Source organism: Methylobacterium sp. XJLW (assembly GCF_003254375.1).
GTDB classification, from domain to species: domain Bacteria; phylum Pseudomonadota; class Alphaproteobacteria; order Rhizobiales; family Beijerinckiaceae; genus Methylobacterium; species Methylobacterium fujisawaense.
Map to the genome: position 1 here is coordinate 1,553,057 of NZ_CP016429.1, position 12,790 is coordinate 1,565,846.

At 68.2% G+C, this 12,790-nt stretch carries 12 protein-coding genes and 1 pseudogene; 4 read left to right on the forward strand and 9 right to left on the reverse strand.

All coding sequences use genetic code 11. The features are described from left to right. The 7 genes from A3862_RS07175 to A3862_RS07205 all read right to left on the reverse strand — a co-directional run bounded on the left by A3862_RS07175 (nt 1) and on the right by A3862_RS07205 (nt 7,202). Nucleotides 1-1,086, reverse strand: a complete 1,086-nt coding sequence (locus A3862_RS07175) for a sulfite oxidase (RefSeq protein ID WP_111473459.1) — start codon at nt 1,084-1,086, stop codon at nt 1-3. A gap of 78 nt (nt 1,087-1,164) precedes the next feature. After that, nucleotides 1,165-2,148 carry a beta-propeller fold lactonase family protein gene (locus A3862_RS07180; protein ID WP_007557753.1) on the reverse strand — a complete coding sequence of 328 codons (984 nt, stop codon included), beginning with the start codon at nt 2,146-2,148 and terminating at the stop codon, nt 1,165-1,167. A 183-nt stretch (nt 2,149-2,331) separates the two neighbouring features. Then, complete coding sequence (locus A3862_RS07185) at nt 2,332-2,670, reverse strand: c-type cytochrome (RefSeq protein WP_007557755.1); 339 nt, start codon at nt 2,668-2,670, stop codon at nt 2,332-2,334. Nucleotides 2,671-2,681: 11 nt separating this feature from the next. After that, entirely contained in the window at nt 2,682-3,905 is a 1,224-nt protein-coding gene (locus A3862_RS07190) for a molybdopterin-dependent oxidoreductase (RefSeq protein WP_043074850.1), read from the reverse strand. Nucleotides 3,906-4,101: 196 nt separating this feature from the next. Continuing rightward, nucleotides 4,102-5,241 carry an adenylate/guanylate cyclase domain-containing protein gene (locus A3862_RS07195; RefSeq protein WP_007557758.1) on the reverse strand — a complete coding sequence of 380 codons (1,140 nt, stop codon included), beginning with the start codon at nt 5,239-5,241 and terminating at the stop codon, nt 4,102-4,104. Between the two features lie 101 nt (nt 5,242-5,342). Continuing rightward, entirely contained in the window at nt 5,343-6,404 is a 1,062-nt protein-coding gene (locus A3862_RS07200; RefSeq protein ID WP_047170696.1) for a YeiH family protein, read from the reverse strand. Nucleotides 6,405-6,587: 183 nt separating this feature from the next. Further along, nucleotides 6,588-7,202, reverse strand: a complete 615-nt coding sequence (locus A3862_RS07205; RefSeq protein ID WP_193375331.1) for a 2,3-bisphosphoglycerate-dependent phosphoglycerate mutase — start codon at nt 7,200-7,202, stop codon at nt 6,588-6,590. Nucleotides 7,203-7,403: 201 nt separating this feature from the next. On the opposite strand from A3862_RS07205, the gene A3862_RS07210 reads away from it, so the two are divergent. The 4 genes from A3862_RS07210 (at nt 7,404) to A3862_RS31445 (ending at nt 11,155) form a co-directional block, all read left to right on the forward strand. Further along, nucleotides 7,404-8,503 (forward strand): IS3-like element ISMex11 family transposase gene (locus A3862_RS07210; protein ID WP_085985478.1). Its coding sequence is split into 2 segments (ribosomal slippage): nt 7,404-7,656 and nt 7,656-8,503, totalling 1,101 coding nucleotides; the frame shifts between segments, so codons are not numbered across the junction. 271 nt (nt 8,504-8,774) lie between these two features. Further along, a complete protein-coding gene (locus A3862_RS07215; RefSeq protein WP_052516962.1) occupies nt 8,775-10,055 on the forward strand; it encodes an MFS transporter in 1,281 nt (426 codons plus the stop codon). Between the two features lie 19 nt (nt 10,056-10,074). After that, complete coding sequence (locus tag A3862_RS07220) at nt 10,075-10,803, forward strand: phosphatase PAP2 family protein (RefSeq protein ID WP_043074849.1); 729 nt, start codon at nt 10,075-10,077, stop codon at nt 10,801-10,803. A 175-nt stretch (nt 10,804-10,978) separates the two neighbouring features. Next, nucleotides 10,979-11,155: a hypothetical protein gene (locus A3862_RS31445; RefSeq protein ID WP_164706348.1), complete on the forward strand. Its 177-nt coding sequence runs from the start codon at nt 10,979-10,981 to the stop codon at nt 11,153-11,155. 412 nt (nt 11,156-11,567) lie between these two features. Here the strand turns inward: A3862_RS31445 and A3862_RS07225 are convergent. After that, nucleotides 11,568-12,101 (reverse strand): annotated as a pseudogene (locus A3862_RS07225) (terminase large subunit domain-containing protein); the annotation flags it as partial. Then, on the reverse strand, nt 12,067-12,705 hold the full coding sequence (locus tag A3862_RS07230; RefSeq protein WP_043760106.1) for a helix-turn-helix domain-containing protein: 639 nt from the start codon (nt 12,703-12,705) through the stop codon (nt 12,067-12,069). The pseudogene A3862_RS07225 and the gene A3862_RS07230, both read right to left, overlap by 35 nt. Nucleotides 12,706-12,790: the final 85 nt, after the last annotated feature.

Consider the following 12,790-nt stretch of genomic DNA (forward strand, 5'->3'; position numbering starts at 1 on the left):
TCAGGCCACGGTGACCCGCACCCGGTGCCATGCGGCGCTAAGGTAGCCCTTGTAGTTCCAGGTGTCGTCGGGGGCGGCCGGCTGGGTCTGGCCGGCGGAGTCCCAGGCCCGCACCGCAAGTTCGTGCTCGCCGGCCGTCAGCTCGCGCTCGATCTCCCAGAATGTCCACGCGTAGGGCGCGTCGGCATCGCGGTCGATCCGGGCCTGCGCCCAGCTGCGGCCGCCATCCGTCGAGACGTCGACGCGGGCGACCGCGCGGTCGCTGGCGATGGCATAGCCGCGGATCGCGTGCCGGCCGGCCTTCAACGCCGCGCCGCGGGCGGGCTCGCAGATCGCGCTGTTGAGCGGCATCGCCTCGATGGTGATGCCGTGGGCGGGGTCCGCGGTCTCGGCCGTCACGTCGGGCGGAAACAGCTTGTAGTCGTCGGCCTGCATCGGGTTGTCGGAGGGCCGGTCCTGCACCGTGATCCGGGCGAGCCATTTCGGGCTGCGGATGCCGGCAAATCCCGGCACCACCACGCGCAACGGATGGCCGTGCTCGGGGGCGAGAGGCTCGCCGTTCATCGCGAAGGCAAGCAGCGTCTCGGGCGCCAGCGCCTTGGCGAGAGGGATCGAGGCGCCGAAGCGCGTGTCCGTGTCCGCGATCCGGTCGTGGCTCTCGAAGGCGACGTAGCGCTCTTCATCTGCATCGATGCCGGCCGCGCGCAGCACCTCGGCGAGCCGCACGCCGGTCCATTCCGCGTTGCCGATGGCACCGGGCGCCCACGGGTCACCGGAGATCGGCGCCACCGCCAGCATGTCGGCCCGTCTGTTGCCGGCGCATTGCATCACCGCCGTGACGGTGGCGTGCGCAAAGCGCGCCTTGAGTTCCGCGAGGGAGAGTTCGAGCGGCATGGTGACCATGCCATCTACCGTCAGGCGGTAGCTGTCGGCGTCGAGGTCCGGGATGTCGCCGTGGCTGCGGACGTAGAAGTCGGCCTGTTCGGTGAGGAACGCCGCCCGCAGGCGATCGAGCGGCGGCTCGGCGTTGTAGGGCGCCTTTCCGTGGACGATGAGGCGGTCCTTGCGCTGGAACAGGCGGAGCATGGGGTCTTTGTCCTGCGTACTTGACATGTCGACGACGAGAACGCGCCGGGGGCGATAAGGCCCCCGGCGCGCGTCGCCTCAGGGCTTCATTGTCGAGACCACCGCATTCTTCGCGCGATCGACCACGGCGACGCTGAGATCGCGGTTGAGGACGTAGGCGCGGGCGTTGTCGGCCGAGAACGCGATCGCCTGGCGCGGCTCGTTCAGGCCGGTCACCGTGGCGACAACCTTGAGGGTGCCGGTGTCGATCACTGAGAGTGAGTTGTCCTTGAGGTTGCCGGAATAGACGAAGCGACCGTCCGGTGTCAGTGCGGCTCCGTAGGGGTCCTTGCCCACCTCCACCTCGGAGGTGACTTTGCGGGCGGCGATATCGACCACGCCGATGGTATTGCGGCCGCTGTTGGCGGCAAACAGCGTCTTGCCGTCCTTGGTGATCGAGATGGCGCGCAGCTTGTCGAACCCAGCGATCTCGCCGGTGATCTTGTTGGTGGCGGTATCGACCAACGTGATTTTGTCGCCGAGGAAGTTCGTCACGAACACGGTCTTGCCGTCGGGCGACAGCTTCACGCCCTGGCGCGGCTGCGCGAAGCCGGGAATCACGGCATCTGCCAGCATAGTCTTGGTGTCGAACACGGTCAGCGTGCTCGCGGCCTCGTTGTTGACGTAGAGCTTGCCCCCGTCGGCCGAGAGCACGGTGCCGAAGACCCCGGGCCCGGCGGCGAGAACGCCGGCTTCCTTGCCGGTGGCGGTCTCGTAGACCGTGATCCGGCCGGTGCCGCTGTCGGAGACGTAGAAGCGGGCGCCGTCCGGCGCGAACACGATGTTGCGCGGCGTGACGAAGCCGTCGAGGCGGCGCAGCACCGTGCCCTTGGCGACGTCGTAGACGACGACGGCGCTCTCCTCGCTGTTCGATACAGCGGCGACGGTCCCGGCAGCGTTCAGCGCCAAGGCGTTGTTCTTGATCGCGCCGTCGAAACCAGCGGCGGACCCGGGCTGGCCCTGGGCGAGAAGCAAGGCAGCTCCGGCGAGGAAGGCGCGGAGACTGGTGCGGATATGGGTCATGAAGCGGGTCTCTTGGGCATGCGCGCTCGTTCGGCGGCCGGGGCCAGCCGTGCGGGCGGGTTCGAAATCGGATTGCGTCGTGCGGGACCGGTCCGGCCATGCATCGCCTTAAGGAGATGCCAGCGAGGGCGGTCTATTCCCCGAGGCCGGCGAAAAAACGCGGCGGCCTCGGGATTCGGGAGTTCAGGGGGTCGGCTTCAACGCCGTGAGGTAGTCGACGATGGTCTGCACGTCGGCCTGATCGACCGGAGCCTTGTAGATGTGGACCATCTTGTTCACGGTCTCGGTCCACTGCGCCTTCGTGAGCTTGGGCTGGGTCAACACCATCCCGGCCGAATGGCAGGCGAGGCAGTTGTTGTTGACCGCCTCGGCCCCGGGCCCGTCGGGGAAGATCCGGTCGGAGGTCGGCATCTCGATCGATTGCGAGGTGAAGCGCATCGGCTCGGGAGCCGGGGCGGCGAGCGCCACCAGGGGAGACAGTATGAGCGCGACGCTGAGGGCTGCAGAGCGGATCGGGGTCATGGCTGTTCTCCTCAAGCGGCCTGGAAGGACACGGTTTCTATACCGTTCTGCATGAAGCCGGCCCCGTTCCAGACCCGGTCCGTGGGCTGCGCGACGCCGTTGGTGTTGGTGCAGCGGACCTTCACCGTGTGGGTGCCGGCGGCCAACGCCGGCAGGCTGCCCTCGAAGCGGCGGAAGCTGTAGGGGCCCTCGTCCGCGCCGAGCTGTGCTGGAAACCACGTCGCGCCGCCGTCGCCGGAGAAGTCGACCGCCTTCACCCCGCAATCGCCGCCGAAAGCGATGCCGCGCAACGCCACCGGCGCGCCGGCCGTCACCTTGGCGCCATCCTGCAGGTTGGTGACGAACGAGCGCGGTACCATCTTGTTGATCGGCACCGTCTTGAAGCCGGTCTGGCCGGGCTTGATGTTGGCGCCCGGCACGTCCGGGATGCGGTAGGCGGTCTTCATCCAGTACTGGTCGTCGGGCTTGTCCAGCACCTCGATCTCCGACAACATCTTGACCCAGTAGGTCGAGTACCAGCCCGGCACCACGAGGCGAAGCGGGAAGCCGTTGAGAAGCGGCAATTGCTCGCCGTTCATCGCGTAGGCGATCATCACCTCACCGTCGTAGGCGTGGTCGAGATCGAGCGACTTCTTGAAGTCCGGCGCGTCGTCCACGACCGGCTCATCGAGGCCGCTGAAGCGCACCTGCACGGCACCGGCCTTCACCCCGGCCTTTTCGAGCACGTCCTTGAGGCGCACCCCGGTCCAGCGGGCGTTTCCCATCGAGCCGTTGGCCCATTGCGCGCCGGGAACCCGCGGCTCGAACAGCCCGCGGGAGTTGCCCGAGCACTGGTTGACCGCGGCGATCTCGAAGCGCGGCAGGCCGGCGATGGCATCGAGGGAGAGCGAGAGCTCCTTCTCGACATGACCGTGGACCTTGAGACGGAAGGTGCCGGCATCAACCTCGGTTGGGATCGAGGCCCAGTGCCAGCGCACGTAGAAGCGGTCGTTGGGGGTGAACACGCCCTCATCGAACACCGCAAACGGCGTCTCCAGCAGCGGCGGATGGGTACGCTGGAGGATCATCTCGCCCTTGCCGGGAAAGGCCGTCGTGAGATCCCGCACATCCGGGCCGCCGGGTAGCGGCAGCTTCACCGAGCCCGCGGCCCAGGCCGGCATCGCGGCGGCAAGGCTGCCGAGCCCGAGCCCGCCCAACAGGAGGCGGCGGTTCGTCGGTCTTTCCAATCCGTGCATGGTCTCTCCCTTCAAAGTTCGTCGGCGTCGATGCGTTCGAGGGCACCGGACCCGTGGCGATTCCTTGCGACTAGGGAGATGCTACGGGATGCGTTTAATTCCCACCAACGGTCTTTCGCGATGCGAACGATCTCCCAATGCGATGATTTGAGAATTTTGGATCTCCGCGCCGGTGGTGCCAGATATCGTCTCGACGTCAGACCGCCGGTGCTTCGACAGGCGCGGTCCTGCGACACCCGAACAAGGCGTGACGCTCGGCGAAACCGCGAAGGGCGACAATGCCGAGCGGTTCGAGGGCATGCGCCAGGCCGTGGAGGAAGGTGTCGGTGGCGATCAGCGGCGTGTCGTAGGTCTTGCACAGGCGCTCGACGCGAGCGAGCACGTTGAGATCGCGGCCGATCGCCGTGAAGTCGACCCGGTCGCCGCCGCCGATATTGCCGTAGGCGACCTCCCCAACATGAAGTGCGACGCCGACCTCAAAGGCAGCCCTGTCACCGTCGCGCAGGGTCGCAAGCGCATCGAGTGCGGCCTCGGCGGCACGCAAGGCGGCACGGCGCGCCTCGGCCTCGTCGCGATCGGCATCGAACACGGCCAGCAGCCCGTCACCAATATACTTTAGCACCTCGCCGCCTTCCGCCTCGACGGCCGGCACGATGGCATCGAACATCCGGTTGAGGGCGGCCACGACATGGTCGGGGCTTTGCCGGTCGGACAGTTCACCGAACCCGCGCAGATCGGTCAGCATCATCGCGGCCCGCATGAGGCGTACGTCGCCGCGCCGCACTGTGCCGGCCAGGATTTGCCGCGCCGGGTCGCGCCCGACATAGGCGCTCAGGACCGCGCCAAGCATGTCGTCGAGCGCCTTGATTTCGAACAGCAGCGAGAACGGCTCGACCAGCGCTAGCAACGTCTCGATCTCGATCGGCGTGAAGCCGCCCGGTCTCGCCGTGGCCCAGGAGGCGGCACCCATGCGTCCACGCGCGGCATGCAGCGGCGCGATGAGGTAGTCGGTCAGACCCTCGTTGCGAAGCTCGCCAAGCACGGGAAACGGCAGCGGCCCATCCCCGTCGAGACGGCATTGGAGTGGGGTCCGCGTCTCGACCACGTGCTCGACGGTGTTGCCGTGGAAGGTCGGCGTGCCCTCGATGCCGTGGCGGCGACGCAGGGCTAGGCTCGACGTTCCTGGATGCCAGACGCGCATCACCCACCGGAACGACGGATGCAGGGTCGGCGCGTGGGTGGTGGCGCGGGCCAGCGGCAGGCCAAGCCCCGAGAGGCACGCACTGAACCCATCGAGAAGGGCTGCCGCGTCCACCGCTTCGCGACCCGGCCCCATCAACCATCCCGTCGCCTGCGCGACTGCCTCGGATGAAGATTGGGACGAACGTGTCACGGCAATTCTTCCATCAAGGGGTCGGATCGATGCCATAGCGTGGATCAGACGAGGCCGAGCACATGGATCAGGCCGAGGCTGACGGCGCCGAGGGCAAGGAGCGAGGCGACCACAGCGAGGGTCACCCGCGCCCCGGCCTTGGCGACGCTGCGCACGTCGACCCCGAGGCCGAGTGCCGCCATCGAGACTACGGTCAGCACGTTGGCGGTCTCCGACATCGGCGCGAGCGCGACTTGCGGGATCAGCCCGGCCGAGCGGAGTCCCGCGAGCGCCAGGAAGGCGAGGATGAACCACGGCACCAGGCGGTGGATCGCGAGGCCGCCGGGGGCCGGGCGGTCGCCGGTTGTGACGCCGGGGGCGGCCTCGTCGGTCTCCTCGCGCAGCCGGCTCGCGCCGAGGGAGAGCATCAGAACGACCGGCCCGAGCATCAGCACCCGGACGAGCTTCACCAGGGTTCCGACCTGGACGCTGAGCGCCGCGACCGGCGCGGTGGCGGCGAGGACCTGCGGCACGGCGTAGACGGTGAGGCCGGCGAGCACGCCGTACTGCATCGGCGACAGGCCGAGCAGCGGCACCAGCAGCGGCAGGCCGAGCACCACCAGCACGCCCAGCACCGCGGTGAAGGCGATGGAGGCGGCGACGTCCTCGCCGTCGGCGCCGATCACCGGGGCGGTGGCGGCGATCGCCGAGTTGCCGCAGATCGAGTTGCCGCAGGCGACGAGGATCGCCATGCGCGAATGCAGTCCGAGCGCCCGGCCGATGCCGTAGCTCGACAGGATCGCGACCACGACGACGCCCGCGATGCCGAAGAGCAGGCCCGGGCCGGCGGCGAGGATCGTCGCGAGGCTGAGCGACGCGCCTAGCATTACGACCGCGATCTCCAGCACGGTCTTGGCCCCGAAGGCGATGCCGGGAAAGAAACGCTGCGACGGGGTCCAGGCGGTGCGGATCGCGCTCCCGAGGAGGATCGCCAGCACCAGGGCTTCGAGCCAAGCGCGACCGAACAGGTGCGTCTCGACGGCTTCGAAGCCGACCGCTGCGGCGGTAACTGCCACGCAGAGGCCCAGTCCTGGAAGGATGGCTCTCGTGCCGGCCAGGGCACGCATCGATCGAGGGTGGGAGACAAGTCTGGGGGCGGACATGGGTGGCTCCGATGTGATGCCGGAGAATCCCACTTCCCTTTCATTCACTCCAACGGAATGATTAGATAATTCCAATCACTTAATTAGATCAAATGGGGATCCCTTCGAAGCGTGAGGCGACCCATTCTTGGGGGCCTACAGGCGGATTCAACCGTCGATCCAGCGGGCCTCGATCGTCGTGTCCGCAGCAAACTCATAGATCCTGACGGAGCCCGTCGCGAGTTCGAGTTGCTCGACCTCCGCCGGGCTGAGGTCGTCGAGCGCCATAACGAGCGCCCGCAGGCAATTACCGTGGGCGACGACGAGCACGTCCCCGCCCATGACCGCCGGTAGGATGGATCGGAGGTAGCATGGCACGATGCGGGCGACGGTATCGCGCAGGCTCTCACCGTTCGGCGGCGCCTCGGCGTAGGAGCGCCGCCAGGTCTCGATCCGCTCCGCCCCCCAGCGCGCATCGGCGGCGGTCTTGTCGAGCCCGCTGAGGTCGCCGTAGTCTCGCTCGTCGAGCGCGGCGAAGCGTTGAGGGATTAATCCGGGTTGCCCGAGCGTATCGAGGATAAGCCGGCCGCTCACGACGGCCCGCGTCAGCGTCGAGGTGAAGGCATCGGAAAAGCGCCAGCTGCGCTCGGCCAAACGCCGCCCGGCTGCCACGGCTTCTATCCGACCCTGCTCGGTCAAGGGCGAGTCCAGCAATCCCGTGAACAGACCGGATCGGTTGGCTACGCTCTGGCCATGCCGGACCAGCACGAGACGTCGCGTGATTGGGGCTTTGCGATCGTGAATCACTCTGTCTCCCAAGGCAACGCACTTTCGCGTCGGTCGCATCGCCTCTGATGAAAACGGCATCCGGCTTTAACGAACTTCGACCCTGAGATGGGTTGGACTGACGTCCCCCCATCGCTTTGGTCCGGCGTGAGTGCGAGTTTTCCGGTTGTGTGAGCCCCTGAGGGGAGGAGCAGAGCCGTGAAGAAGAGCAGGTTCACCGAAGAGCAGATCGCCTTCGCGCTGAAGCAGGCCGAGACCGGGACACCGGTCGCGGAGGTGCTGCGCCGGATGGGCATCTCCGAACAGACGTTTTACCGCTGGAAGAAGCTCTACGGCGGCTTGGGCACAGGCGAGCTGCGGCGGCTGAAGCAGCTTGAGGACGAGAACCGCAAGCTCAAGCAGCTGGTTGCCGATCTGAGCCTCGACAAGCACATCCTGCAGGACGTGCTCGCAAAAAAGCTCTGACGCCTGCTCGGCGACGCGAGCTCGTGCACCAGGTTCAGGAGGCGCACGGGGTGAGCGAGCGGCGCGGCTGCGCCGCGCTCGGCGTCGGTCGGTCGGGCGTCCGCTACCGCTCGACCAAGCCCGATCAGGCACCGCTGCGGATGCGCATCTGTGATCTGGCCAAGAGCCGGGTGCGCTACGGGTACTTCCGGATCTACATCCTGCTGCGCCGGGAAGGTTGGCGGGTGAATCACAAGAGGGTCCACCGCCTCTACAGGGATGAGGGCCTCAGCCTGCGGCTCAAGCGGCCGCGCCGGCACGTCAGCGCGGCACACCGTGAGCGTCAGCCTGCTGCGCTCCGGCCGAACGAACGCTGGTCGATGGACTTCGTCTCCGACGCGCTGTTCGACGGCCGCCGGCTGCGGGCCCTGACGGTCGTCGATGCATTCACGCGCGAGGCTCTGGCGATCGAGGTCGACCAGGGCATCAAAGGCGAACAGGTCGTGGCTGTCGTCGGCCGCTTGGCGCTGCTGCGCGGAGCACCATGCGCGATTCAGGTCGATAACGGGCCTGAGTTCGTCTCGAAAGCCCTCGACCGCTGGGCCTACGAGAACGGTGTCACGTTGGACTTCTCACGGCCCGGCAAGCCGACCGACAACGCGCTGGTCGAGTCGTTCAACGGCCGGCTGCGCGACGAGTGCCTGAACGCGAACTGGTTCTTGTCGTTGGCCGACGCGAGGAGCAAGATCGAGACGTGGCGGCGGCACTACAACGAGAGCCGTCCTCACACCGCCCTGGGGTGGCGAACACCCCAGGAATTCGCCCTAGCGGCGGCCCTGCAGGCCGCCGAATGAGATCCGGAAGCTCACCTTCCGGCCGGACCAAAATCCGGGGGACCCTCAGGACCGTCCATCCGGAGACGGCGATTCATCCTAGGTCCGCTTTAGAACGTCTTGCGACCGAAAGCAGCCAAGCTGCTTCCCACCCCGAGCGGTCATACGGCGAGCGCCCCGTCCGTGATCACCGGGTCGAGCACGGCTGCAAATCGTTCATGCCCGCGGATAGCTCCCTCATTCGGTTTGGTTCGGCGACGCCCTAGGTGAGTTTGAAAGGGAGGCCGACCACGTGGAGCAGGACAGCGGCGAGGATGACGGGCAGCCTGCCGCCCAGGTGCGAAAGCCCATCTCCAGACCTCTCGATCTCCTGAACTTCCTGCTGATCGACGTGAACGGGGCGATCAAGCCCTACCTCAACGTCTACCTCTACGTGCATCGCGGATGGGACGACGCCTCGGTCGGACTGGTCAGCACGGTGTCAGGCATCGTCGGCATCGTGGCTCAGACACCCATCGGGACGGCCATCGACGCAGTGCGGGACAAGCGAGTCATCCTGCTCGGCGCCCTGGTCGCGCTCTCGCTGGCCACGCTCCTCGTCGCGCTCTTCCCGCAGTTCTGGCCCGTGCTCGCGGCTTCCTGCGTGTTAGCCGCCGTCGGGGGCATGCTGAGCCCGGCCATCGCAACGCTGACCCTCGGCCTTTTCCCGGCCGACAGGCTCGCCCGGCGCTTCGGCCGCAACGCCGCACTGGAGCGGACCGGGAACGTCGCCATCGCCGTGCTAATCGGGCTCGTCGGTTGGCTGTTCCCGGACCGGGCGGTCTTCCTCTTGGTCCCGGCCTGCGCCATCGTCTCGGCCGCGGCGCTCTACTCGATCCCGCGAGGTGCCATCGACGCGCGTCGAGCCCGCGGTGGCGGCGAGGGTGAAGGCGAACAAGCCCCGGCCGGATGGCGAGCCCTGCTGACCTGCCGGCCGCTCATGATCTTCGCCGCCTGCGTGGGTCTTTTCCATCTTGCTAACGCGCCGCTGCTGACCCTTGTCGCTCAGGAGATCGGGCAAGCGCGCCCTGACTGGTCGTCCGTCATCGTGTCCGTCTGCATCGTCGGCGCGCAGGCGGTTATGGTGCCGATGGGGCTCATCGTCGGCCGCCGGGCCGAACATTGGGGCCGTAAGCCTCTTCTCGTGATCTGCTTCGCCGCGCTGCCCATGCGCGCCTTGCTTTATCTCGTCTGGCGCGACCCGTATTGGCTGATCGCGGTCCAGTGCCTCGACGGCGTCGGCGCCGGCCTGCTCAGTGCGGTGAAGCCCTTGGTGATGGCCGACATCACCCGCGGGACCGGCCGCTACAACGCCGCCCACGGCCTGATCGGGACCGTTCAGGGCGCGGGCGCTTCCCTATCGTTCGTGATCGCCGGAACCTTGGTCCAGCAGGCGGGGTTCGATGCCGCCTATCTCGCGTGCGCCGCCGTCGCGGCGGTCGCGCTCGGGGTGCTCGTGGTGATGCTGCCGGAGACCGCCCCCGGGAAAGCCTTGGAGCTGGCCGGCGACGTGACTGCGGGCGGTACGACCTGACACGGCGTGAGGAGGGGCGGTGAAACATCGGAACTTCGTCAGGGGCTGCCAGCGATTCACTGCGACGCTGGCGGTGGTCCTGTCCCTTGCCCTGCCTGCCGCCGCCGCCGGGACGCTGCGCAGCACCTACATCGACCCGGAGGCGATGGCGCTCCAGCGCGTCCTACCGCCCCCGCCCGAGGCCGGTTTGGAAGCAGCCAAGGTGGACTTGCAGACCGTGGAAGCCGCCGTCCGTGCCCGCACGCCCGAGGACGAGCGCCGCATCACCGCGAACCTGCCGTGCACCCTCGACCGCTTCACCGGTGTGCTCGGCCCGGCCTTCACGGCGGAGACGATGCCGGTCACCGCAGCGCTGATCGAGCATGTGTTCCAAGACGGCGAACTCGCCGTGCTGGCGGCCAAGGCCACCATCGCCCGGCCGCGCCCCTATAAGGTGAAGCCGGACCTCGCCACGTTCGGCCATCGCTCCGACAGCACGTCCTATCCGAGTGGGCACGCCACGTTCGGGTATCTCGCGGCCACGGTGTTGTCGCGCCTCGTGCCCGAGAAACGCCAGTCGCTGTTCGCGTTCGCGGCCTCCTACGGGGAGAACCGCATGATTGCCGGAACCCATTTCCCGTCAGACCTCGAAGCCGGGAAGATCGCCGCGGCCGTCATCGCGGAGGTGCTGTTCCGCGATCCTCGCTTCGAACGGGATCTCGACCGGGCGGCCGCGGAGATCGCGGCCCAGGGAGCGTCAGGTCGTTGAGGCGGACGCCGCTTCGGTGAGGATCACGAAGGCGGGAGCCGGGTTGCGACGCCCGCCCGCGTGTCCATCTCCGATTCCAAGCACCCCGGGCGTCCGCGCGCCCTTCGTCGCCGCATGCACTTACCCCGGAGACAGGCCGCTCGACGTCCGAGCCCCGAACGACAGGAGGCCGACCATGCACTACGTCACCAAGGAAAAGGCGGCCGACGGGCACTTCATGGTCAAGGTCGCCGGTCGGCCAGTCATCGAGACCTGCGAGAAGCGTCAGGCCAAGAAGCTCGTCCGCGCGATCAGGAGCCTGCGCCGCCTGAAGAAGGCCAGGAAGCAGGCTGGAGCCTGGCGCCTGTACTGAACGGGCCGGGGGGGGGGGCTGGGTCGCTCAGACGAGCCTCATATCGCCCGGCTTGAGGCCTAGACTCCGTGTCAGGTCCCGTGAGAGGGCGCTGGGATATCGACGCGTCAGGACCGAGGTCAATCGACACGCTCAGGGCGCCCCCGCTCACGTGCGAACTCCGAATCGGCCGTGAAGGCGAGCTTGACGCTCCACGGCCCGATGCGTCCGGCCTTGGTCTGGGCGAGGAGCCGGGAAGGTCAGCGAATGGCTTGCATACAGGTCGGAGATAGCCCCAAGCACCGCGTTTGGGGGTAGCTTATTCGAACGGCGCGGCAGGCGATGGCACTGCTTCAACTCGGGTTGCAAGGGCGAAGGGGTAGCCTATTCCGTCAACCGGGGGACGTTAAACCCTATTTGGGGCATGTTAAACGCGCTCCTGACAGCGCAGGCCGAATTGCAGCATGTCGAAGGCGGCGTCCGGCCGGCGCCATTTGGCGGCCTCGTCGCACCACGCGGCGCCGAATTGCGGACCGCGCAGGGCGTCCGGCTCCTCAGCCGAGAAGGCCAGCGCGACCGCACCGTTGCTCCACTCGATGCGGCGGCGGCTCGGCGACCAGACCGGGCGGGCGCGCCCCCGCGCCGGCAGGCCGAGGAGTCCCGAGGGACCGTCGACCATCACGTCGCGCACGTCGAGATGGGTCTCGCCCACGAGCGCGATCCGTCCGATCGGGTCCTCGGTGAAGGCCGGATCGCCCCGGGCGAGGGCGTCGACCCACTCGGCCCCGGTGCGGGTCTTGCCGCTGCCGCGGCCGCCGATCACCGCCCAGGTGGTCCAGGGCTCGGGCGGCGGCAGCTGATCGGGCCGGGCCTGATGCAGCCAGTCGCCGGCCAGGGCCCGGAGCAGGTCCTGAGGCAGGGTCCCGAGGAAGTCAGGCAGCCGTCCGGCCGCCGACAAAGCCAGCATAGCGTCGCGCGATCTCCGCGCGCAGGGCGGGCAGGTCGGGTTCGCTCCCATCGCCCCCCTCCTCCCCCGCGCTCCGCGCCCTGTCCGCATCCACCGTGTCGAGGAGCCGCTTGAGCCCGCCGAGGTCGCGCAGGATCCGGGCGGAGTCGCGCGCGGCCGGCCCCACCCCGCTCAGCGTCGCGTCGAAGGCGGCGATCTGCCGGAGGATGTGGGCGCGCAGATGCGTCCGCAGGGTCGCCGGATCGGTCGCCGGGTCGCCGCGCCGGATCAAAGTCGGCGGCAGATCCGCCCCGAAGGCCGAGGCCAGCATCGCGGCATCGAGCCGGCCGAGTCCCAGGATCTCGGTGACGTCGCCGGGATCGGCGCCCGGGGTGCAGAGCAGGCGGATCAGCGCCGCCCGACGCGCCGCCGGCCACCGCGCCGTCAGGAGCCTGGGCCGATGCTTCCGCGGTCTCAGCCAGCCGGCCCGGACGTTCCAGGTGCGGACCGTGCTCGGATGGACACCGAGGCGGGCGCTGATCGCGTCGAACGGCAGATCGGTCTCTCGGAGAAGCTTCAGGGCCTCGGCGCGGCTATCCGCCCTGCTGGGAGGAGGTGGCCACATCGGCGTCTCTCCGCACACGTCTCGACCGTGCCGTGTTGATACACGGGCAGCGCGACGGTGTCAAGCGCAAATTCCTATTCTTGGC